This window comes from Pseudonocardia sediminis, from assembly GCF_004217185.1.
Classification (GTDB): domain Bacteria; phylum Actinomycetota; class Actinomycetes; order Mycobacteriales; family Pseudonocardiaceae; genus Pseudonocardia; species Pseudonocardia sediminis.
This window is the reverse complement of the sequence record NZ_SHKL01000001.1, coordinates 3,125,082-3,144,364: the sequence shown is the minus strand read 5'-3', so window position 1 is coordinate 3,144,364 and position 19,283 is coordinate 3,125,082. Positions and strand designations below refer to the sequence as shown.

Sequence of the window (19,283 nt, the reverse complement as noted above, 5' to 3'; positions counted from 1 at the left end):
TGGAGCCGACAAGGGATCGAACCCGCTCCCGGAGACGGCTCGTTGGTCCCTGAGTACGTCCCGCGAACGTCCGAGAGGAACACCGAGAACCGATGGTGCGCACGACCGGCCGACACGACGCCCCCACCGACGGATGCGCGGCCGGCCGCCGCCGGCGGGTACTCGCGGTCGTCACGGTCGGCCTGCTGGCCGGGGTCGGCGCCGCCGGGACCGCCGTCGCCGCCCCGGACACCGTCGACGGCACGCCGTGCGCCGTCGGGACGCGGGCCTGCGTGGACCTGGAGAACGACCGGGCCTGGCTGATCCGCCACGGTGAGATCGAGTACGGCCCGGTGACGATCAGCCACGGCGGTCAGGGCCGGGAGACCCCGACCGGCGCGTTCTCGGTGCAGCGCAAGGACGCCCACCACCGCAGCAAGGAGTTCGACGACGCCCCCATGCCGTGGGCGGTGTTCTTCGCCCCGGGCGGGATCGCGTTTCACGAGGGCAACCCGGAGACGCCGTCCGCGGGCTGCGTGCGGATGCCCGGCGACGACGCCCGGACCTTCTACGAGGGTCTCGAGCCCTACGACCGCGTCGAGGTCCACTGACCCCTGGAACACGAGAAGGGCCCCGTCACACCGTGTGGTGTGGCGGGGCCCTTCCCGTGCGTGACTAGCGGGCGCCTGCGGCGTCGCGGTCGCGGCGCACGTTGGCCTTGCGGCCCTTGAGCGTCGTGGCGCCGCGCAGCGACTTCACGACGTCGTCGGCCGCGTGCTCGGGCACCTCGACCAGGGCGTGGCGCTCGTGGATCTGGATCGCGCCGATGTCACGGCCGGACAGGCGCGACTCGTTGGCGAGTGCACCCACGATGTCCTGCGGGCGCACCCCCGACGCGCGACCGGCCGAGACGAACAGCCGGGTGGTGCCGGCCTTCGGCGGGCGCGAGCCCTGACCGCGGGCGCCACCGGGACCGCCGGGGCCCTCGCGACGCGGGCCGCGGGCGTCCCGGCCACCGGCGGCACCGCCGCGCGGGGCCCGGACCTCCGGGATGTCGATCTCGTCGTCGGCGACGGCCGTGCCGGCCCGTGCCATCCGGATCGCGGCGGCGGCGATCGTCTGCAGGTCGTTCTCCTGGGCCAGCTCCAGCACCAGGGCGTCGACGCCGTCGTTGTCGCTGCCGGCCTCGATCTGCTCGGCGATCGTCACCGCGGTGCGCGCCAGGCGCGCGTCGCGCAGGTCCTGCACGGTCGGCACCGGCGCCACCGGCACCGTGGTGCCGGTCAGTCGCTCGATGCCGCGCAGGTGACGGACCGACCCCGGGGTGACCAGGGTGATCGCGACGCCCTCGCGTCCCGCACGGCCGACCCGGCCGATGCGGTGCACGTAGGCCTCCGGCGAGGACGGGACGTCGTGGTTGACCACGTGGGTCAGCGAGTCGATGTCCAGGCCGCGCGCGGCGACGTCGGTGGCGACCAGCAGGTCGGTCCGGCCGGCGCGCAGACGCTCCACGACGCGGGTGCGGTGCTCCTGATCCATGCCGCCGTGCAGCGCCTCGGCGCGCAGGCCGCGGCCGGTGAGCGTCTCGGTGACGGCGTCGACGTCGGCCCGGGTGCGGCAGAAGACGATCGCCGCGGTCGGGCGCTCCATCTCCAGCACGCGGCCCAGCGCCACCGTGACGTGGCTGCGCGGGACGTTGTACGCGGTCTGACGGACCTTGGGGGCCTCGCCCTCCGGCGTCTCGACCTTGCCCATCCGGATGTCGACCGGGTCGTTGAGGTGCTTGCGCGCCAGGCTGACGATCCGGCTCGGCATCGTCGCGGAGAACAGCACCGTCTGGCGCGTCGCCGGGGTGGCGTCGAGCAGCAGGTCGATGTCCTCGATGAAGCCCATGTCGAGCATCTCGTCGGCCTCGTCCAGGACGGCGACCTCGATCGCGTCCAGGGACAGGGCGTTGCGGTTGAGCAGGTCGATCGCGCGGCCGGGGGTGGCCACCACGATGTCGACGCCGCGGCGCAGGGTGCCCAGCTGCGGGCCGATCGGGGCGCCGCCGTAGACGGTGACGACCTTCGCGCCGACGTTGCGGCCGTAGCGCGCCACCGCCTCGCCGACCTGCATGGCCAGCTCACGGGTCGGTGCCAGGACCAGCCCGAACGGGCGCGATCCGCGGGACTTGCCCGCCCGGCCGTCGGTCAGGCGCTGCAGCATCGGCAGCGCGAACGCCGCCGTCTTGCCGGTACCGGTCGCGGCCTGGCCGAGCAGGTCACGGCCGGCGATCAGCGGGACGATCGACTCCGCCTGGATCGGGCTGGGGTGCTCGTAGCCGAGGCCCTCGAGCTCGCGCAGCAGCTGCGGCGCGAGGCCGAGGTCGGCGAACGTCGTGCCGGTGCTCTCCGGCTCGTCGTCGGTGTCGTCGTCCGTGTCGTTCTCGGCGGCCTCGTCGGTGACGGTGTCGTCGACCGGGCGCTCGGTGGCGTCGTTCCCGGGGGTGTCGTTCTCGGTGATGTCGTCCTTCACCGTGTCGCTCTCGACGGTGTCGATCGCAGCGGTGTCGTTCTGGGGGGTGTCGATGTCGGCGATGTCGCCGTTCGCCTCGCTCGTGTCGGGGATCTCGGTGATCCGGTCGTCGTTGATCAGGGCTTGGTCCAGCAGAGTGCTCACTCGGTCCTCAGTCGCGGCAGGGCGTGCGTACCCGATCGGTCGCATCACCCGCGGAAGCCCGGAGGCCCGCGCGGCACCGTTGACCCGTGCCGTTGACTGGACCCTGAGGGGCTCTCGGCTGACGTCATCGCTGACAGCCGACCAACACATCATTCCACGTGACGCCGCCGCCGTGTGGCCGGGTCCGCCGTGCCGCCGATCACTCACCCCCCGACCGCTGTGGCCGACGACACCGGTGCCCGTGATCACGGCGGCTCCGGATCCGCCCGCACCACCGGGACGCTGGAGATCGTGACCGCCTCCTCGCTCCTCCGGACCGCCCGCCCCGCGAACCTGCGCGACGTCGGTGGCCTGAGCACCGTCGAGGGGTTCCGCGTTCGCCCCGGGTTGCTCTACCGCGGCGACGCCCCGCAGCCCGGTGACCCGCGCACCGCCCGCGCGGTCGGGCTCGACGCAGCTCTGACCTGGCCGCCGGCCGTCGTGATCGACCTCCGCTCGGAGGTCGAGACCGGGCCGTCACACCCGCTCGACGACGTCGCACGGGTGCACCACATCCCGCTCGGTGCATCGCTGGCTCCCGAGAAGGTCGCCGCGACCCCGACGGCCGACCGCGACATCACCTGGGCCTACCGGCTGTTGGTCACCGAGGCCGGGCCGAGCCTGGCCCGGATCGTCGGGCTCGTCGCGCAGGCACCCGGCCCGGTGTTCGTGCACTGCGCCGCGGGCAAGGACCGCACCGGCATCGTCATCGGCACGGTGCTGGCCGCCCTGGGCGTGCCGCGCGAGCAGATCGTCGCGGACTACCTGCGCACCAACGACAACCTCGACGCCCTGTGGGCCCGGCTGCGCGCCGCGGGCGCCCCGGAGCCCGACCACGACTCGCTGCTCGGCGTCGAGGCGGCCGCGCTCGAGGTCGTCCTCGACGAGCTCGCCGACCGTCCGGGCGGGGTGCACGGGCGTCTGCTCGACGCCGGCACCGACCCGTCGGACCTCCGCCTGCTCTCCGAGCGGCTGCTCACCGCCGACGACGCTCCCGGACGACCGCTCGACGCGTAGTCGCGGACCACCGGCGACGCGGCCGGACCCCGCGTCCGCACGATCCTCGCGCTGCACGACGCCGACCGGACGCTCACGCGCACCGGCCCGTCACGCGCCCCGGCCGGCGATGCGGCGGCGGCTCAGCTCTTCCCGAAGCCCGCCTTGCGCAACGCCTCGGCCATGGCGTCGTTCGCGGGGGCGGAGCGCTTGTCGTCGCGGCGCTGTCCGCCGCCACCGCCCTGACCGCCGCCGCGCCCGCCGGGGCCACCCCGTCCACCGGGGCCGTTGCCCTTGCCGCCGGGGCCGCCACCGGGCCGCCCGCGGCCACCGCGCTCCCCGCCGACCTCGGGACGACCGCCGCCCTTGCCGGCACCGGGCTCGTCCTCCAGGCGCATGGTCAGCGAGATGCGCTTGCGGGCCTCGTCGACCTCCATGACCTTGACCTTGACGACGTCACCGGACTTGGCCACGTCGCGCGGGTCGGACACGAAGTCCTTGCTCATCGCCGAGACGTGCACCAGGCCGTCCTGGTGCACCCCGACGTCGACGAACGCGCCGAACGCGGCCACGTTCGTCACCACGCCCTCGAGCAGCATGCCCGGGCGCAGGTCGGAGATCTTGTGCACGCCCTCGGCGAAGGTCGCGGTGCGGAACGCCGGACGCGGGTCACGGCCGGGCTTCTCCAGCTCGGCCAGGATGTCACTGACCGTCGGGAGGCCGAACGAGTCGTCGACGTAGTCCTTGGCCTTGATCGCACGCAGCTTGCCCGCGTCGCCCATCAGCGCCGCGACGTCGACCTTGGTGCGCTCGACCATCTTGCGGACGACCGGGTACGCCTCCGGGTGCACGCCGGAGACGTCGAGCGGCTCGTCGCCACCGCGGATCCGCAGGAAGCCCGCGCACTGCTCGAACGCCTTCGGCCCGAGCCGCGGGACGTCGGCGAGCGCGGTGCGGGTCCGGAACGGGCCGTTCGAGTCGCGGTGCGCCACGATCGCCCCGGCGAGGGACTCGCTGATCCCCGACACCCGGCGCAGCAGCGGCGCGGACGCGGAGTTCACGTCCACCCCGACCGCGTTCACACAGTCCTCGACGACCGAGTCCAGCGAGCGCGACAGCGACGACTCGGGCAGGTCGTGCTGGTACTGACCGACGCCGATCGACTTCGGGTCGATCTTGACGAGCTCGGCCAGCGGGTCCTGCAGGCGCCGGGCGATGGAGACGGCGCCGCGCAGCGACACGTCCATGTCCGGCAGCTCGGCCGAGGCGTAGGCCGACGCCGAGTACACCGACGCGCCCGCCTCGGAGACCATCACCTTGGTCAGCTTCAGGCCCGGGTTGTCCTTGATCAGCTCACCGGCGAGGGAGTCGGTCTCGCGCGACGCGGTGCCGTTGCCGATCGCGATCAGCTCGACGCCGTGCTTCGTCGCCAGCGCGGTCAGGGTCCTGATCGACCCGGCCTTGTCGTTGCGCGGCTCGTGCGGGTAGATCACCGAGGTGTCGAGGACCTTGCCGGTCGCGTCCACGACGGCCACCTTGACGCCGGTGCGCAGGCCCGGGTCCAGGCCCATCGTCGGGCGTGTGCCGGCCGGGGCCGCGAGGAGCAGGTCGCGCAGGTTGGCCGCGAACACGCCGATCGCACCCTCCTCGGCGGCGGCGCGCAGCCGGACGCGGATGTCGATGCCCAGCGCGGTGAGCATGCGGGTGCGCCAGGCCCAGCGCACGACGCCGAGCAGCCACGCGTCCGCCGCGCGGCCCTGGTCGGCGATGCCGTACTCGGCGGCGATCAGGCGCTCGTAGGCGGTCGGCGTCTCGTCGTCGCCGGCGTCGAGGGTGACGTCGAGAGCCTCCTCGGTCTCGCCACGGAACACCGCGAGGATCCGGTGGCTGGGCAGCGTCGTGAACTTCTCGGAGAACTCGAAGTAGTCCGAGAACTTCGACGCGGCCTGGTCGTTCTCCTTGCCCTCGCGGACCTTGGTGACCATCCGGCCGTTCGACCACATGCGCTCGCGCAGGCCGCCGACGAGGTCGGCGTTCTCCCCGATCCGCTCCACGATGATCGAGCGGGCGCCCTCCAGGGCGGCACCGCCGTCGGCGACCTCGTCGGTGACGTAGCCCTGTGCGGTCTCCATCGGATCCAGGGTGGGATCGGCCAGCAGCGCGTCGGCCAGTGGCTCGAGCCCCTGCTCGCGGGCGATCATCGCCTTGGTGCGGCGCTTGGGCTTGAAGGGCAGGTAGATGTCCTCGAGCCGGGCCTTGGACTCCGCGGCCCAGATCCGGGCCTCCAGAGCCTCGTCGAGCTTGCCCTGGGTGCGGATGGAGTCCAGCACCGCGGCACGCCGCTCCTCGAGCTCACGCAGGTAGCGCAGCCGCTCCTCGAGCGTGCGGAGCGCGACGTCGTCCAACCCGCCGGTGGCCTCCTTGCGGTACCGGGCGACGAACGGGACGGTCGCGCCGCCGTCGAGCAGGTCCACCGCCGCCGCGACCTGGTTCTCGCGGGCGCCGAGCTCGTCGGCGATGCGCCGACGGATGGAGCGGTGCTGGACCGCCTGGTCCTGGACCGATCCGTCCTGGGCGGGTGCCGTGGGAGCCGGCCCCTCCGGGGCCGACGGGTCACCGTCGGAGGGAGTCGGGGCGGGGGTGTCCGGAAGTGCCGAGCCTGTCACCCCTCCATGGTCGCGAACGGGGACGAGCGGGCAACCGCCGGGTGGGGGCTCGGTGCCGCCGGCGGGTGTGCTCGCTCGTCACCCGGACGATCTACCAGGTCACGGGCACCGAGCGAACCCCGCCGGTGAGCTGGTCGGAGCGCACCTCCAGCTCGTCCACGCCGACCGCGAGGCGCAGGCCGGGCAGGCGTGTGAACAGCGTCGAGAACACGGTGGTGAGCTCCGTGCGGGCGAGGCTGGCGCCGATGCAGAAGTGCGCGCCGTGCCCGAACGACAGGTGCGCGTTCGGGCGCCGGGTCGGGTCGAACTCGTCGGCGTCGTCGAAGGCGGTGGCGTCGCGGTTGGCCGAGGCCGAGGACAGGAACACCGCGTCGCCGCGCGGGATCGTGAACCCGCCGATCTCGATGTCGTCGTGGGCGTAGCGGACCAGGCCCAGCCCGCCCGGGGCGGACAGGCGCAGGACCTCCTCGACGGTGGTCTGCACGCGTCCTGCGATGTCGGCGGCGAACGCGTCGCGCCGCGTGGTGTCGCTGAGCAGCATCAGCACGCCGAGGTCGATCCGCCCGACGGTCGTCTCGTGCCCGGCGAACAGCAGCCCGGCGGCGAGGCGGGTCATCTCCTCGTTCGAGAACTCCGGGTCCTGCGCCTGCGCCGCGGCCAGGTCGGACAGGACGTCCTCGCCCGGGTCGGCCAGCTTCGCCGCCGCCAGCTTCCCCATGTACTGGTGGAACTCGCCCATCGCCTGACGCGCGTCGTCCCCGGAGTTGAGGGAGGCGACGCGCTCGGAGAGGCCGCGGAAGTAGTCGCGGTCGTCGAACGGCACGCCCAGCAGCTCGCAAATCACCAGCACCGGCAGCGGGAACGCCAGCGTCTCGTGCAGGTCGACGACGCCGTCCGCGGACGTCTCGTGCGCGGCGACGAGGTCGTCGATGCAGCCGTCGACCAGGGTCTGCACGTGGTCGCCGAGCAGGCGCATCCGCTTGGCCGAGAACGACGGGACGAGCAGCTTGCGCATGCGCGTGTGCTCGTCCTTCTCGGTCTCGTAGGTCCCGCTCGGCCCGCCCATCACGGCGGCGTCGGAGATCTTGGCGGCGTCCTCGGGCGACGGGTGCGAGCGCCCGAGCCGCGGGTCGCCGAACAGCTCGCGGCACTCCTCGTAGCGCGTGACCAGCCAGGCCGGGTCACCGGCCGGGGTCCGGACCGCCACGATCGGCGCCTCCCGCCGCAGGACCTCGTAGAGCGGGGCGACCTGCAGGATGTCCGGTCGGTCGAACGGGAGCTGCGGCGCGGGCTGGGTGGTGGTCATGGGATCTCCTCCGACGGCGGATCGTGATCTCCACGGTAGGTGAAAGTTGCAGACTCTGCAGCAATTACGACGCTGCAGTTTCGTCACACAACGATCGGGGTAGCGTCGGGCGGGCACCGATCGGTGCCTGTGGTCGCCACCGGAAGGACCGCGATGTCGCTCGCCGAACCGGGCCTGCTCGACCTGGTCACCGCCTGGACCTTCACCCCGCTCGGCGACCTGCTGATCGTGCTCGGCGTCCTCGCGTACGCGTTCGGGGTGCACCGGGTGCACGCCCGGGGCGGCACCTGGCCGATCGCGCGGTCGGTCGCGGCGGGTGGCGCCGTCGTCGCGCTGGTGGCGGGGCTGAACAGTGCGATGGCCGTCTACGGGCACGTGCTGTTCTGGGTGCACATGCTCCAGCACCTGATGCTGATCATGGTGGTGCCGGTGCTGCTGGTCTGGGCCCAGCCGATACGGCTGGCGAGCGACGCCGGCGGGTCGCGGATCGTCGACGCCGTGCTCCGCAACCCGGCCGTCCGGTTCGTGACCCACCCCGTCGTCACGATGGCGTTCTACGCCGCGGTCCTGGTGCTCACCCACCTCACCGCGTTCCAGGCCGAGATGCCGACGACGCCCTGGATGCACGAGTTCGAGCTCGTGATCTACCTGGTCTCGGGCTACCTGTTCTTCCTGCCGCTGGCCGGCGACGAGCGCACGCCGTGGGACGTGCCCTACGCACTGCGGCTCGCCGTGCTGGCGGTCGGGATGGGCGCGGACACGCTCGTCGGGATCGCGCTGATGCTGACCGGGCACCCGATCGCCGACTTCTCGATGATGCGCGGCGCCTGGGGCCTGGACGCGATCTCCGACCAGCACACCGCGGGCGGGATCATGTGGGCCCTCGGCGACGGCCTGATGATGCTGCTGATGATCGTCATCGGGGTGCGGTGGGGCGTGGCCCGCCCGGAGAAGCAGACGATGGGCCGCTGGCTCGAGGGCGCCCGCTCCCGCGAACTGCTCGACGACGACACCGACCGCGCCGACGCGAGCGTGGACGACGACGAGGACGCCCTCGCCCGCTACAACGCCCGCCTGGCCGCACTGCACGGCATCGACCGGGGCCCTGCCGTTCGCACCGGCGGGGACACCGGCACGTCCGTCACCACCGCGCGCCACGGCGGCGGAGCTGGGAACGTCGACGAGCCGGGTCCGTCCACGTCCGGCGGCGGCACCTGACCGTTCGGCCCTCCGGCGGAGCGGATCGGCGAACCACCGCGCCCCACGATCCGAAGGCCCACCATGCCCCGCCGAGCACTACTGGCCCTGACCGCCGCGACGCTCGTCCTGACCGCGGGCTGCTCCGGGTCGTCGGAGTCGGGCTCGACGCCCGCCGCCCCGACGACACCGGCGACGCTGACCACCCCCGGCGTCCCCAACCGCTTCCCGGAACCGCTGCAACCGCCGGCCGAGCCCGCGGTCGCACCTGTCCCGACCGTGACGCCCGCCGGCCGGACCGTCCGGGTCGGGGCCGTGCCGGAGGGCATCGTCGCCGACGGGCCGAGCCGCCGCGTCGCGGTCGGCGTGCGCGAGCCGAACCAGCTGGTGCTGCTCGACACCGACACCGGGGCGGTCGCCGGCCGGGTGCCACTGCCCGGCGTGCTGCGCCACCTGCAGGTCGCCGTACCCGGCGGCCCGGTACTGGTGCCCGACGAGAGCTCGAACTCCCTGATCCAGGTCGCGTTGCCGAACGGACCGGTGACGTCGCAGGTCACGACCGGCACCAGCCCGCACGACGCGACCCAGGCCCCGAACGGGACGATCTTCGCCGCCAACGAGGGCGGCGGCACCGTCGTCGCGATCCGCGACGACCAGGTCGTGCACACGTTCACCGACGTCACCCAGCCCGCCGGGCTCGCGCCGGTCGGCGACCGCGTCGGGCTGATCGACGTCCGCGACAACTCGCTGACGATCTACGACACCGACACCTACGCCGGGATCCTCGAGCTCCCCGCCGGCGCCGGACCGACGCACCTGGTTGCGGACAAGCACGGCCGCATGATCGCCACCGACACCCGCGGCGGGCAGATCCTGGTCTACGACCCCGCCGGGACCCCGCGCCAGATCGCGCAGCTCTCCGTGCCGGGCGAGCCCTACGGCATCACCTACGACCCGGTCCGCGACCGCCTGTGGGTCACCGTCACCGGAGCGAACCAGCTCATCGGCTACGACATGACGAACCCGACGCCGCGCGAGATCGCCCGCATCCCGACGGTGCGCCAGGCCAACACGGTCGCGGTCGACCCCGACACCGGACGCCTGTTCGTCACCGGCACCAACGACGGCATCGTCCAGATCGTCGAGGGCCCGGCGTAGGGGGCCGCTCAGAGGTCCTGCGCGGCGCGCAGGGCCGCGTCGACGGCGTCCATCTCCTCCGTCGACGCGACGTGCACCCGCTCGCCGAGCCGGCGCCGCGACCGCCCCGGAGTGCCCAGCACCGGGTCGTAGGTCCACACCTCTCCGCGCCGCACGGTCGACAGAATCGCAGAGATCGTTTACCCGGCGCCGTCCGACCCCGGTGTCCGCGCCGGAGCCGGTCATGATCGACTGTTACGGTCGGCGCAGCACGTGGTTGCGCCTAGGGTTCCGCCCGCCACCCGCGACATCCCACAACCAGGGTGGTCCGGGGACAGGACCGAGCGGCGCCAGGTGCGGCGTGACGTCGCCGCTCCCACACCTGACGGGACAAAAGCCCCGAGGGCCCCATAGTCGTCGTGGCCGTTTGCGGACGGGCCCGGTCCCGGGAGCCTTCGATGTCACCCCTCACCCTGCCGACCGCCTCACCCGGTCCCCTCGTGATCGCGCTCGTCCTGCTCGCCGCGGTGCTGCACGCGAGCTGGAACGCGATCGCCCACTCCGTCCCCGACCGTCTCGTCGGGTTCGCCATGATCGGCCTGGTCGACCTCGTCGGCGGCGCGCTGCTGGCCGCGTTCGGCGGACCGCTGCCGGCTCAGGCGTGGCCGTTCGTGATCGCGTCGGCCGTCCTGCACGTCTTCTACAACCTGCTCCTGCTGGCCAGCTACCAGCTCGGTGACTTCAGCCAGGCGTACCCGCTGGCCCGGGGCACGGCGCCGTGGCTGGTCGCGCTGGCCGCGGTCGTCCTGCTGGGGCGGACGTTGCCGGTCCTCGAGCTGGTCGGGGTCCTGGTCGTCTCGGCCGGGCTGATCGCGCTGGTCCTGGCGGCCGGTCGGCCCGGGCGGGCACAGCTCCCGGCGTTCGGGGCCGCGTTCGCCACCGGCGTGATGATCGCGGGCTACACCGTCGTCGACGGGGTGGGCGTCGGGCTCGCGCCGGTCGTCGCCTACACGGGGTGGATGTTCGCGCTGCAGGGCCCGCCGCTCGTGGTGCTGGCCTGGTGGCGGCGCGGACGGGCCTTCCCGGCGGCGGTCCGCCGGTACGGTGCGGCCGGGGCGACCGGCGGGGTGATCTCGCTGGCCGCCTACGGGATCGTGCTCTGGGCGCAGACCAGCGGCGAGCTGGCCCAGATCGCGGCGCTGCGCGAGACCAGCATCGTCTTCGGCGCGATCATCGGCGCCGTCGTCCTGCGCGAGCGGTTCGGGCTCCGCCGGATCGTCCCGTCCGTCGTCGTCCTGGCTGGGGTGATCATGATCGGCCTGGGCTGAAGCACACGCTCCGCACCTACGTTCACGCCTCGGCACACACCGCGCATCCTGTGTGCCGGGAAGCGAACGTGTGTGACGTCCGCTCGGACGGTGGGCGTCCCCACATCTGATGGTCACGGCCGGACCGGACGTGACAGACCACGCTCAGCGCAGGACGGAGCCCTTCGTCTCGGGCAGGCTCAGGATCGCGAAGAACGCGATCGCCGCACCCACCGCGACGTAGACGAAGAACAGGTTCGACAGTCCCGCCGTCCCGAGGGCCGAGATGACCAGCGGAGCCGTGCCGCCGAAGATCGCGACCGTCAGGTTGTACCAGGCCCCGATGCCCAGGCCCCGGACCTCGGTCGGGAACAGCTCGCTCATGATCGCCGGGGCGATCGAGGTCATGGCGGTGTAGAGCACCAGCCCCACGCCGAACACCACGAGCATGTTCCCGAACCCGGGCCCGATCAGCGCCGAGAGCGGCACGATCAGGATCGCCGTCGCCGCCGACCAGATCAGCAGCTGCGGCTTGCGCCCGAACCGGTCCGCGGCCGCGCCCATCGGGTACTGCAGCAGCACGAACGCCGCGGTCGCGATGGACAGCGCCAGGAACACCTCGCTCGGGTCCGCGCCGCGGGACTTGGTCGCGAACGGCGTCAGCGCCGAGAAGAACGTGTAGTAGCAGAGCGTGGAGAGCAGCGAGAACCCGACGAGCTGCATGACCGCCTTCGGGTGCTCGCGCAGCGTCAGCATCAGCGGACTCTTGATCTTCGCCGCCGCCTCCTTGTTCTGCTCGAACTGCTCGGTCTCGGCCATGCTGCGCCGCATCCACATCCCGAGCAGGCCCAGGACGCCACCGATCAGGAACGGCACCCGCCAGCCCCACGACCCGAGCTGCTCCTCGGTCAGCGTCGACGACAGCAGCGCGCCGAGCAGTGACGCGATCAGCACCGCCGAGCCCGTCGAGATGTAGAAGAACGACGAGTACCGGCCACGACGCTCGGCGGGCGCGATCTCGGCGAGGTAGGCCGAGGCGTTGGAGACCTCCCCGCCCAGCGACATGCCCTGCGCGATCCGCGCCAGCAGCAGCAGCGCCGGGGCGAGCCAGCCGACCATGTCGAACGTCGGCAGGATCCCGATCACGAACGACCCGCCGGCCATCAGCAGGATCGTCACCAGCATCGCCGTCCGGCGCCCGCGCAGGTCGGCGAAGCGGCCGAGCAGGAAGCCACCCAGCGGGCGGAAGAAGAACGCCAGCGCATACGTCGCGAGCGTCGACAGCAGCGCGGCGGTCGGGTTGCCGGACGGGAAGATCTGGGTCGCGAAGTAGATCGAGAACGTCGCGTAGATCGTCCAGTCGTACCACTCGACGGCGTTGCCGATCGACGCCGCGACGAGCGTGCGGACCGGTAACCGGTGGCGTTCGGTGGTGACGGGCTGGGACACGGCTTCCCCCTGGTCGCGTGTCGGGTGGGTCGTCGGAGACTAGACATCAGGACACCTGATGTGGAAGGGACGGACCGGACCATTCCGCTGCCCGCCAGCGGTCGCCGTCGGGCGACGGGGGTGATAGGCCGGGGCCACGCCCGACGAAGGAGATCACCACCATGCCCACCGGCTCCCCGGTCGACGGATTCCGCCTCACCTACGACCGGCACGGCTCCCCCACCGCCGGACGCCCGACCGTCGTGCTGCTGCACGGCTGGCCGGGCGACCGCACCGACCTCGACGCCGTCGCCGCACGCCTGGCCGGTGACCACGACGTCCTGGTCCCGGACCTGCGCGGGTTCGGCGAGTCCGACAAGCACCACGAGGACCCGGCCACGGCCTACGGCCCGGACGCGCAGGCCCGCAGCGTCGCCGGTCTCGCCGACGAGCTGGGCCTGACCGATCTCGTCGTCGCCGGCTACGACGTCGGCAGCCGGGTCGCCCAGCAGCTGGGCCGCGACCGGGGAGATCTGACGCGCGCGATCGTCGTCGCCCCGCCCGCCCCCGGGGTGGGCAGGCGCGTCCTGGCCGAGGGCCCGATGCGGGAGTTCTGGTACCAGGCCTTCCACCAGCTCGACCTCGCCGAGGAGCTGGTCGACGGCAGCACCACCGCCGCGCGCGCCTACGTGAAGCACTTCTGGTCGCACTGGTCCGGTCCGGACTTCACCCCCGACGACGCCCGCCTGGACCACCTGGCGTCGGTGTACGGGCCGGCGGGCGCGTTCGTCGCCTCCGTCGGCTGGTACCGCGCGGGCGGCGGGATGGTCGCCCGGTCCCTCGCCGAGCAGGCCCCGGACCCCGCCGACCGCCTCGCCGTGCCGACCACGTTCGTCTGGCCCGAGCACGACCCGCTGTTCCCGCGCGAGTGGTCCGACCGCCTCGACGAGTTCTTCTCCGACGTCACGGTGATCCCGGTCGACGGGGTCGGGCACTTCGTGCCGGTGGAGGCGCCGGAGGCGTTCACCGCGGCCGTCGCGCACGTCGCCGACCTGCACTCGACCGCGGGAGGAAGCCGATGACGACCACCACACCGGCCCCCGAGGACGAACGGGCCCGCAGCCTCATCGTCGCCGAGCAGAAGGCGATCCGGCTCTTCGGCGAGGTCACCCGCCGCGGCCTGATCGAGGCGGGCGCCACCGAGAAGCAGGTCAGCGACCGCGTCCGGGACCTCGGCGCGGAGATGTTCGGCACCGACAAGCACTGGCACAAGCGTGTCGTGCGGTCCGGGCCGAACACCCTCGAGCCCTACACCGAGAACCCTCCGGACCGGACGATCGAGGCCGACGACATCGTCTTCCTCGACTTCGGGCCGATCTTCTCGGAGTGGGAGGCCGACGTCGGGCGCACCTACGTCCTCGGCGGGGACCCGGTCAAGGCGCGCCTGCGCGACGACCTGCCGCGGATCTTCGAGGCCGGCAAGGAGCACTTCGAGTCGCACCCGGAGATCAGCGGCGAGGAGCTCTACCGCCACGTGTGCGGGCTGGCCGCCGACGCCGGCTGGGAGTTCGGCGGCAAGCACAGCGGTCACCTGGTCGGCGAGTTCCCGCACGAGTGGATCGACGGCGAGAAGATCGAGTCCTACCTCACGCCGGGCTCCACGCACCCGATGCGCCGCACCGACCCGTCGGGACGGCGGTGCCACTGGATCCTGGAGATCCACCTCGTCGACCGCGAGCGCGGCATCGGCGGGTTCTTCGAGCAGCTCCTGACGCTCGACAGCTGAGGCCGGCGACCGTACAGGCGGGCGGCGACCGTAACGAGCCGTTCGGACGAGCGAGGGTGATCTCGTGGCCTACCTCCAGCCCCCCGCCCCGGCACCACGACGCCGTGGCCTGCGGGTCGCCGTCGTCGTCTGGGCGGTGCTCACGGCCGCGGTCCTCGCCCTGGCCGTCAGCCTGGTCGTCGGCTACACCTCGCAGCCCGAGGACCAGCACATCCCGCTGGCCGGCGGCGTCGTGACGATCGCCGAGCCCGGCGAGTACTCGGTCTGGTACGAGACGGACCGCGAGTCCTACGCCGAGCTGACCGGCATCACCGGCCCGGACGGCCGGTCGGTGCCCGCCACCCGGCCGAGCGTGACCGAGACCTACTCGGTGAACGAGCGGGCCGGGGTCAAGCTGGCGTCGTTCACCGCGACGGCGCCCGGCGACTACCGCCTGACCGGGACGTCCGAGGACATCACCCGCGGCGACGAGCTGGTGGTCGGGACACGCACCGTCGGCGCGATCCTGGGAGCGGTCTTCATCGGGGTCGCCGGGCTGGGCGTCCTGGTCGTCGGCGGGGTCGCCCTGCTGCTCGTGTTCCTGCACCGGCGGCGGCTGGACGCCCGGCGCACCGGCGCGTGGCCCGGCGGGCCCGCCCCGGCCGGATGGCCGCCACCGGGCGGGCCGGGCCACCCCGGAGCCGGGTACCCGCCGACGCCGCACACGGGCACACCGCCACCGGGTCCGCCGCAGCCGGGCGCGCACGATGGTCCCCGTGACCGCTGATCCACTTCCCCGCGCCCGGCCGCTCGCCGCCGGCCCCGGTGCACGCGCGGCACGACGGCACGAGTCGCGCCTGCTGTTCTCCGCCCGTCCCGCGCTGTGGGCCCTGTTGCGGGCGGGCGCCCTCGCCGGACCGGTGCGCCGGGTCCCGCGACTGGGCTGGCTGGTCACCGACCCGATACTGGCCCGGCGGCTGCTCACCGACCACACGTCGACGTCCCTGCTCGGCGAGGGCGGCGTCGGGCACCTGTGGGCGCAGGTCCTCGGCGACTGGGTCCTGGAGATCTTCGACGGGCCCGGGCACGCCGACCTGCGGGCCCGCTCCCGGGACCTGTTCACGAAGGCCACCTCGCAGGAACTGGTCTCCCGGGTGCTGGCCCCACGCCTGGGCCGGGCCGGCGCCGAGCTCGCCGGCGGTGGCGAGCTGGACGTCGCCGACCTGTCCCGCGTGTTGGTCGGACGCATGGTCGCGGACCTGTTGGGGATGGACCGCGGCGACGACGACGCCGCGTTCCGCGCGCTGTTCGCCACCGGTGAGCGGCTGGCCGCGATCGCCCTGGGCAGCACCGCCTCCACCCACCTGGACCCGGCCGACGTCACGGCCGCGCGGGCGATCGTCGACGAGCTGACGGTCGGCGTCGCCGACGGGTTCGCCACCGCACCGCCGGACCGGCTCCTCGGACGCTGCCGCGAGCTCGGGCTGAACCTGCGCGAGACGACGGGCCTCGCCGCGCTGCTCACCGTCGCCGGCACCGAGACCGCGGCGAGCGCGATGGCCCGCACCGTGGCGCTGCTCGCCGACACCGGGCAGCACCGGCGTCTCGGCGACGACCGGAGCGAGGAGCTCGTCGAGGCCGCCGTCCGGGAGGGGCTGCGGGTGTCGACCCCGGCCCCGATGATCGGCCGGCACGTCACCGCCGACATCGCGCTCGGACCGGCACGGCTGCGGGCCGGGGACCGGGTGCTGGTCCTGACCCACGTCGCCGACAACGCCGCCGGCGGCTTCGACGTCGACCGGCCCTACGACCCGCGCACCCGGCACCTCTGGTTCGGCGCCGGACGCCACCAGTGCCTCGGCGCCGCCCTGGCCCGGGCCGAGATCACCGCCCTGCTGGAGACCCTGCTCGACACCGGCCGCGGGTGGCGGGTCGTGCGGCGCCGCTACGGTCGCCGCGTGCTGATCCCGTCCTACGCCGAGCTGACGATCGCGGCGGACTGACCGTGCCCGTCGTCGCCGTCGGCACGGCGCTGCTCGCCTCGCTGCTGTTCGCGCTGTCCGCGGTCGCGCAGCAGCGGGCCGCGGCCGACGCGCCGGGCGGGGCCGCGCTGCTCGGCGCGCTGGTGCACAGCCCGTTGTGGCTGGCCGGGACGGCGGCCGGCGGTCTCGGGTTCGTGGCGCTGGTCGGGGCGCGGGCCTCCGGGCCGCTGCTGCTGGTGCAGCCGCTCCTGGCGACGACGCTGTTGTTCGCGCTGCCCCTGGCCGCGCGCCTGCGGGGACGTCCGGTCACCCGGGCCGACCTCACCTGGGCGGCGACGCTGACCGTGGCGCTGGCGGTGTTCGTCGCCTCCGGCCGCCCGGAGCCCGGCGCGGCCCCGGCGTCGTCCGCGAGCTGGGCGCCGGCGGTGGGCGGGGCCGTCGTCGTGGTCGCCGCGTGCGTCGCGGCCGCGGCGCGCCGGCCGCCGGGGACGGCGCGGGCGGTCCTGCTGGCCGCGGCCGCGGCGGTCTCGTTCGCCCTCGGCGCGGTGCTGCTGGCCGGCGTGGTCGACTCCCTCGGCCGTGGTCCGGTCGCCGCGGTGACGGCGTGGCCGACGTGGGCCGTCCTGGCCGCGGTGCTCGGCGGGTCGTGGCTGCAGCAGGCCGCCTACCAGGCCGGGGACCTCGCCCTGTCGCTGCCGGTGGTGACGGCGGGCGAGCAGGGGGTGGCCGCGGTGCTCGGCGTCGTCGTCCTCGGGGAACGTGTCGCCCCGGGCCCGGCAGCGGTGCTCGCGTTCGTCGTCGTGCTGGTCGCGGCGGCGGTCCTGGCCCGCGCCGCCGCACCGGCCCGCAAGCGGGCCGCCCGCTGACCGGGCCGTGATGTCACGATCGACATCGCGGCCGGCACCGGTCGCGCGCCACGATCTTCGGGAGTGCGGATGGGTCTGCCCCTGGTACGCGACGACGGGACGGTCCGGCGGATCACGCTGGACCGCCCGGAGCAGGCGAACGCGCTGCGGCTCGAGGACCTCGACGCGGTCGCCGAGGCCGTCACCGGGATCGGGCCGGACATCCGGGCGGTCGTGCTCACCGGGTCCGGGGACCGGGCCTTCGGCGCCGGGATGCACCTGGACACGTTCCGCGACGCCGCCCCCGGCGACGGGTACGCGATCATCTCCCGGGTCGCGGCGTGCCTGGACGCGGTGCGCCGCTGCCCGGTCGCGACGGTCGCGCGGCTCAACGGGGTCTGCGTCGGCGCGGCGTTCGAGATGGTGCTGGCCTGCGACGCCCGGGTCGCGCACCCCGGCGTGCGGGTGGGGCTGCCGGAGGTGAAGGTCGGGATCCCGTCGGTCGCCGACGCCGCCCTGCTGCCGGCGTTCCTCGGGCCGTCGAAGGCGCACGAGCTCATCCTGACCGGCGACCTCTACACCCTCGACGAGCTGGGCGCGGACCGTCTGGTCAACCGCCTGGTCCCGGCCGGGGAGCTCGACGATGCCGTCGCCGACCTGTGCGCCCGGCTCAGCGCGCCCACCGCGGAGGTGATCGCCGCACAGAAGGGCCTGTTCGAGACCTGGCGCAACACCGGGATCGCCGGGAGCGTCACGACCAGCCTCGACGTGTTCGCCGAGGTCTTCGCCCTCCCGGCGACCCGCGCCGCGATCGAGGGGTACCGCCGGTGAGCGGACCGGTCGTCGTCTCCGGGGCCGGGATCGCCGGATCCGCGCTGGCGCTGGGCCTGGCGCGGGCCGGGATCGACGTCGTCGTCTGTGAGGCGCACCCCGACGACGGCGCGGACGCCGGGGCGTTCCTCACCCTCGCCGCCAACGGGGTCCGCGCGCTGGACGCACTGGACGCCGCGGACGCGGTCGCCGCCGTCTCCGACGAGATGACCGACCTGCGGGTGTTCGACGCGACCGGCGCCGAGGTGCACCGCAGTCCGCTCGGCGGTGGGGACGAGACCGTCCGGTACCGCTGCCTGACCCGTGCGGTGCTCGCCCGCACCCTGCGCGACCTCGCGGTCGCCCGCGGGGTCGAGGTCCGCCACGGCGCACGGGTCGCCGGCGCGACCCCGGGCGCCGACGGCGTCACCGTGCACCTCGACGGCGCCGACGACCTGCACGGATGCCTGCTCGTCGGCGCGGACGGCCTGCACTCGCCGGTGCGCACGATCATCGACCCGCAGGCGGAACCACCGCGGCCGATCGGGCAACGCGTCTACTACGGCTCCTCCCACGGCGCCGGGACCGGGCGTCCGGGGGACTTCCACGTGTTCCGGACCGGGGTGCAGGCCTTCGCCGCCATCCCCACCCCCGACGGCCGGACCCGGTGGTTCGCCCGCGTCGACGACCCCGTGCCCGACGACGCCGTGCCCGACGACCCCGTGCCCGACGACGCCGACCCGCGCGCCGCGCTGCTCGCGGTCCTGGGCGGAGGGACCGCAGCGGAGATCGTCGCCGCGGCCGAGGAGACCTTCGTGACCGACGTGCACGACCTCCCCCACGTCGGGCCGTGGTCCCGCGACCGGATGGTCGTGATCGGCGACGCCGCGCACGCCGCCTCCCCCGCGACCGGGCAGGGCGCGACGATGGCGCTCGAGGACGCCGTCGTCCTGGCCAAGGCGCTGCGCCAGGACCCCGCCGTCGACGCCGCGCTCGCCCGCCACGAACGGCTCCGCCGCGGCCGCACCCAGGCCAACGTCGTCGCCAGCGCCGCGATGAGCGGGCACCCGGCCGAGGGCGCCGACCCCGGCGAGACGCTGCCCGACGAGGTCCTGCACACCCACCTGGACCGGGACCGGCCGCTGCCCTGAGGCGATCCGCCTAC

General features: G+C 74.0%; 17 protein-coding genes. 12 read left to right on the top strand and 5 right to left on the bottom strand.

The genetic code is table 11. The annotated features are described in order from the left end of the window. Positions 1 to 92 precede the first annotated feature (92 nt). Positions 93 to 590: a L,D-transpeptidase gene (locus tag EV383_RS14600; protein ID WP_130290424.1), complete on the top strand. Its 498-nt coding sequence runs from the start codon at positions 93 to 95 to the stop codon at positions 588 to 590. A 64-nt stretch (positions 591 to 654) separates the two neighbouring features. Here EV383_RS14600 and EV383_RS14595 read toward each other — a convergent pair whose 3' ends face one another. Then, positions 655 to 2,640 carry a DEAD/DEAH box helicase gene (locus EV383_RS14595; protein WP_242623101.1) on the bottom strand — a complete coding sequence of 662 codons (1,986 nt, stop codon included), beginning with the start codon at positions 2,638 to 2,640 and terminating at the stop codon, positions 655 to 657. 291 nt (positions 2,641 to 2,931) lie between these two features. Between EV383_RS14595 and EV383_RS14590 the strand changes: the two genes are divergently transcribed. Further along, positions 2,932 to 3,696: a tyrosine-protein phosphatase gene (locus EV383_RS14590; RefSeq protein WP_165438355.1), complete on the top strand. Its 765-nt coding sequence runs from the start codon at positions 2,932 to 2,934 to the stop codon at positions 3,694 to 3,696. A 122-nt stretch (positions 3,697 to 3,818) separates the two neighbouring features. Here the strand turns inward: EV383_RS14590 and EV383_RS14585 are convergent, their stop codons facing one another. Further along, a complete protein-coding gene (locus tag EV383_RS14585; RefSeq protein WP_130294435.1) occupies positions 3,819 to 6,206 on the bottom strand; it encodes a Tex family protein in 2,388 nt (795 codons plus the stop codon). 226 nt (positions 6,207 to 6,432) lie between these two features. Beyond that, the gene (locus tag EV383_RS14580; protein WP_130290421.1) at positions 6,433 to 7,647 is read right to left on the bottom strand and encodes a cytochrome P450; all 1,215 of its coding nucleotides are present in this window, start codon (positions 7,645 to 7,647) and stop codon (positions 6,433 to 6,435) included. Between the two features lie 153 nt (positions 7,648 to 7,800). Between EV383_RS14580 and EV383_RS14575 the strand changes: the two genes are divergently transcribed. Further along, complete coding sequence (locus tag EV383_RS14575) at positions 7,801 to 8,865, top strand: cytochrome c oxidase assembly protein (protein ID WP_130290420.1); 1,065 nt, start codon at positions 7,801 to 7,803, stop codon at positions 8,863 to 8,865. A gap of 63 nt (positions 8,866 to 8,928) precedes the next feature. Beyond that, entirely contained in the window at positions 8,929 to 10,002 is a 1,074-nt protein-coding gene (locus EV383_RS14570) for a YncE family protein (RefSeq protein ID WP_130290419.1), read from the top strand. 8 nt (positions 10,003 to 10,010) lie between these two features. Here EV383_RS14570 and EV383_RS31190 read toward each other — a convergent pair whose 3' ends face one another. Continuing rightward, on the bottom strand, positions 10,011 to 10,157 hold the full coding sequence (locus tag EV383_RS31190; protein WP_165438354.1) for a hypothetical protein: 147 nt from the start codon (positions 10,155 to 10,157) through the stop codon (positions 10,011 to 10,013). Between the two features lie 282 nt (positions 10,158 to 10,439). Between EV383_RS31190 and EV383_RS14565 the strand changes: the two genes are divergently transcribed. After that, the gene (locus tag EV383_RS14565) at positions 10,440 to 11,309 is read left to right on the top strand and encodes an EamA family transporter (RefSeq protein ID WP_165438353.1); all 870 of its coding nucleotides are present in this window, start codon (positions 10,440 to 10,442) and stop codon (positions 11,307 to 11,309) included. 144 nt (positions 11,310 to 11,453) lie between these two features. Here the strand turns inward: EV383_RS14565 and EV383_RS14560 are convergent, their stop codons facing one another. After that, positions 11,454 to 12,737, bottom strand: a complete 1,284-nt coding sequence (locus EV383_RS14560) for an MFS transporter (protein WP_130290418.1) — start codon at positions 12,735 to 12,737, stop codon at positions 11,454 to 11,456. A 161-nt stretch (positions 12,738 to 12,898) separates the two neighbouring features. Here EV383_RS14560 and EV383_RS14555 point away from each other — a divergent pair, with 161 nt between their 5' ends. The 7 genes from EV383_RS14555 to EV383_RS14525 all read left to right on the top strand — a co-directional run bounded on the left by EV383_RS14555 (position 12,899) and on the right by EV383_RS14525 (position 19,269). Next, on the top strand, positions 12,899 to 13,798 hold the full coding sequence (locus EV383_RS14555; RefSeq protein ID WP_130290417.1) for an alpha/beta fold hydrolase: 900 nt from the start codon (positions 12,899 to 12,901) through the stop codon (positions 13,796 to 13,798). Continuing rightward, positions 13,795 to 14,502, top strand: coding sequence for a M24 family metallopeptidase (locus tag EV383_RS14550; RefSeq protein ID WP_130290416.1), 708 nt, complete (start codon positions 13,795 to 13,797; stop codon positions 14,500 to 14,502). Before EV383_RS14555 ends, EV383_RS14550 begins: the two co-directional genes overlap by 4 nt. Before the next feature lie 64 nt (positions 14,503 to 14,566). Beyond that, the gene (locus EV383_RS14545) at positions 14,567 to 15,268 is read left to right on the top strand and encodes a hypothetical protein (protein WP_130290415.1); all 702 of its coding nucleotides are present in this window, start codon (positions 14,567 to 14,569) and stop codon (positions 15,266 to 15,268) included. Continuing rightward, the gene (locus EV383_RS14540; RefSeq protein ID WP_207223526.1) at positions 15,258 to 16,484 is read left to right on the top strand and encodes a cytochrome P450; all 1,227 of its coding nucleotides are present in this window, start codon (positions 15,258 to 15,260) and stop codon (positions 16,482 to 16,484) included. The genes EV383_RS14545 and EV383_RS14540 overlap by 11 nt, the downstream gene beginning before the upstream one ends. 2 nt (positions 16,485 to 16,486) lie before the next feature. Then, positions 16,487 to 17,329, top strand: coding sequence for a DMT family transporter (locus EV383_RS14535; RefSeq protein ID WP_130290413.1), 843 nt, complete (start codon positions 16,487 to 16,489; stop codon positions 17,327 to 17,329). A gap of 69 nt (positions 17,330 to 17,398) precedes the next feature. After that, positions 17,399 to 18,139 (top strand): enoyl-CoA hydratase/isomerase family protein, encoded by a 741-nt coding sequence (locus EV383_RS14530; RefSeq protein WP_130290412.1) that lies wholly within the window; start codon positions 17,399 to 17,401, stop codon positions 18,137 to 18,139. Continuing rightward, positions 18,136 to 19,269 carry an FAD-dependent oxidoreductase gene (locus EV383_RS14525; RefSeq protein ID WP_165438352.1) on the top strand — a complete coding sequence of 378 codons (1,134 nt, stop codon included), beginning with the start codon at positions 18,136 to 18,138 and terminating at the stop codon, positions 19,267 to 19,269. The genes EV383_RS14530 and EV383_RS14525 overlap by 4 nt, the downstream gene beginning before the upstream one ends. The last annotated feature ends 14 nt before the right edge of the window (positions 19,270 to 19,283 follow it).

What these genes read in the sequence shown, in the direction of transcription:
- EV383_RS14600 (WP_130290424.1), top strand. Translation starts at nt 93, where the DNA reads ATGGTGCGCACGACCGGCCGACACGACGCCCCCACCGACGGATGCGCG.
- EV383_RS14580 (WP_130290421.1), bottom strand. Translation starts at nt 7,647, where the DNA reads ATGACCACCACCCAGCCCGCGCCGCAGCTCCCGTTCGACCGACCGGAC.
- EV383_RS14575 (WP_130290420.1), top strand. Translation starts at nt 7,801, where the DNA reads ATGTCGCTCGCCGAACCGGGCCTGCTCGACCTGGTCACCGCCTGGACC.
- EV383_RS14570 (WP_130290419.1), top strand. Translation starts at nt 8,929, where the DNA reads ATGCCCCGCCGAGCACTACTGGCCCTGACCGCCGCGACGCTCGTCCTG.
- EV383_RS14565 (WP_165438353.1), top strand. Translation starts at nt 10,440, where the DNA reads ATGTCACCCCTCACCCTGCCGACCGCCTCACCCGGTCCCCTCGTGATC.
- EV383_RS14555 (WP_130290417.1), top strand. Translation starts at nt 12,899, where the DNA reads ATGCCCACCGGCTCCCCGGTCGACGGATTCCGCCTCACCTACGACCGG.
- EV383_RS14550 (WP_130290416.1), top strand. Translation starts at nt 13,795, where the DNA reads ATGACGACCACCACACCGGCCCCCGAGGACGAACGGGCCCGCAGCCTC.
- EV383_RS14530 (WP_130290412.1), top strand. Translation starts at nt 17,399, where the DNA reads ATGGGTCTGCCCCTGGTACGCGACGACGGGACGGTCCGGCGGATCACG.